This is a genomic window from Shewanella gelidimarina, assembly GCF_023283945.1.
Taxonomy (GTDB): Bacteria; Pseudomonadota; Gammaproteobacteria; order Enterobacterales; family Shewanellaceae; genus Shewanella; species Shewanella gelidimarina.
On sequence record NZ_JAKIKW010000055.1, the window covers coordinates 1 to 2,370 of the forward strand.

Sequence of the window (2,370 nt, forward strand, 5' to 3'; positions counted from 1 at the left end):
TTGTTGAACGAAGCCGCTATGCGGCAGAAGAGATAACAAGCCTCTTTGCTCTCCCATCCTAAATACTTACTAGTACAGGTCTTGTTAGGCCATTATTACTAGGAGTATTGTCATGAACATATTTGAACAGCAACGCTTTGATTCTCTTTATGAACAACATCTTACCAACTTAACACTACAAGGCAAGCGACCTGCCACCATCGATGCATATAGCCGTGCAGTACGGCGTATTGCCGCCTTCTTTGACCGCTGCCCTGATAACCTCACTACCGAGGATTTGAAGCGCTACTTCGCTCAGCTGATAGCATCGCACTCATGGAGCACCGTTAAGCTCGACCGTAACGGTTTGCAGTTTTTCTATCGATATGTGCTTAACCAACACTGGGAGTGGCTCAGCATTGTTAAGCCTCCACAGGTCAACCGACTGCCCGATATCCTAACCCCAACTGAAGTTGCCATCGTGATTAGCCTCACTCGACAACTGCGTTATCAAGTGTTCTTTCTAGTGCTCTACAGCATGGGGCTTAGGCTCGGCGAAGGGATCTCTTTGCAAGTAGGTGATGTGGATTCACAGATGATGCAGGTGCATATCCGTGATGCTAAAGGCGGTAAGGATAGGCTAATCCCTCTACCTCAACGCACCTTATTAGCGCTGCGATACTACTGGCAAACTCATCGCCATCCACGCCTGATGTTTCCTGGTAAAGACGGTAAACCGGATTCGATGATAGATAAAGGCGGCATTCAGAAAGCCTTAAAGCGAGTCATTGCTGAGTGCAACATTCATAAATCTATCAGCCCACACAACTTACGCCACAGCTATGCCACGCACCTGCTGGAACAAGGGCTGGATTTACGCTCCGTTCAGAGTTTACTTGGCCACAACAGCCTTAATACTACCGCCAGATATACACGTCTTACTCAAATTACTCGTAAAAATACGGTTGAGGCGATTAATCAGCTGACTGATGATTTAGCCCTGAAGTGGGAGTGTAATGTATGACGTTCATCGACATTTTACGTGACCACCTTGATGAGTTTAACGCGCACTATGAGCAGCAAATCACCTCATCGATGCAACAAGCTATTTTCGCCATGCTCAGTTGTCGCACCAATACTGAGAGAACGAGTCAGTGGGCGTGTCAGAGTTGCCCTCATCATGCTGACTTTCCGTTGTCTTGTGGTCATCGCAGTTGCCCGCAATGTCAGCACAACACCACGGAAGATTGGCTTGCTAAACAGCAGGCTAAACTGTTGCCCGTGGAGTATTACATGGTGACTTTTACATTGCCTTTTGAGCTTCGAGTTATTGCAAAGCATCAACCTGAGACAATATATCAAGCGATGTTTACAGTGGCTGCCAGCGTGCTAAAGGACTTCGCCAAAAACTCAAAGCAACTCGGTGGAGAGATTGGTTTTACGGGCGTACTGCATACCCATAACAGACGGCGCGACTACCATCCGCACATCCATTTCATTATCCCCGCTGGCAGTTTCAACAAAGACAAAAGGCAGTGGCACAAGAGCAAAGGTAAATATCTGTTTAACAGTTTTAACCTCGCCAAAGTATGGCGAGCACGCTTGCTGGAAAAGCTAACCGATGAGCTCAATTGCAAGCTTCCTGAAGCCATCCCCAAGAAGTGGGTTGTTGACTGCCAGCACGTTGGCAAAGGGCTTCCAGCGCTTAAATACCTGTCGCGCTATCTTTATCGTGGTGTTTTACCTGACAGAAATATTATCAGCAACATCGATGGTCACGTCAGCTTTGAGTATCAAAATAGCCAAACTGGCACCACTGAAATACGCACCTTACCCACGGTTAAATTTCTCTATCAGATCTTGCAACACGTATTACCAAAAGGATTACGGCGAGTACGAGACTATGGATTACTGCAAGGAAGTTGCCGAAAACTAAGACTGCAAATACAGCTCATGCTAGCGGTTGCTGGGGCGGTGTTTCCAATAATCGCTGAGGTGAAAAAAGTGGTTGCGATACGGTCTTGCCCCTGCTGCCAGCAGCCGATGAAATTTATGGGGGTACATGGGAAAAAGCATGCACGACTGACAAGTTTTATCATGCAGAAAACAAGGGAACCTAACGCCACTGTTTAAGCGGAAGGACTACAAAATCTAGATTTAACATACAGAGGAAAATAAGAATAAGGAGGTATTAAGAAATTGATATTTTGACGTAAATAAATTAGCTGGCGATGCTAAGGGATCGCTATGGCTAACGAAAACTCTATTGCTCACCACACACCAAAAAAGCGTAAGATCTTACGCTGATATTTACACTATAAAGGTATCACTCGGGCTTGTTCAACAATCGGGATAAGGACGCGGCTACGCGCGGCCTATCCTTATTCGTTA

General features: G+C 46.2%; 2 protein-coding genes. Both read left to right on the forward strand.

The window, feature by feature from the left end:
• Positions 1-112 precede the first annotated feature (112 nt).
• Positions 113-1,003 carry a tyrosine-type recombinase/integrase gene (locus L2729_RS21425; protein WP_248990040.1) on the forward strand — a complete coding sequence of 297 codons (891 nt, stop codon included), beginning with the start codon at positions 113-115 and terminating at the stop codon, positions 1,001-1,003.
• Positions 1,000-2,112 (forward strand): IS91 family transposase, encoded by a 1,113-nt coding sequence (locus L2729_RS21430; protein WP_248990041.1) that lies wholly within the window; start codon positions 1,000-1,002, stop codon positions 2,110-2,112. Before L2729_RS21425 ends, L2729_RS21430 begins: the two co-directional genes overlap by 4 nt.
• Positions 2,113-2,370: the final 258 nt, after the last annotated feature.

What these genes read in the sequence shown, in the direction of transcription:
- L2729_RS21425 (WP_248990040.1), top strand. Translation starts at nt 113, where the DNA reads ATGAACATATTTGAACAGCAACGCTTTGATTCTCTTTATGAACAACAT.
- L2729_RS21430 (WP_248990041.1), top strand. Translation starts at nt 1,000, where the DNA reads ATGACGTTCATCGACATTTTACGTGACCACCTTGATGAGTTTAACGCG.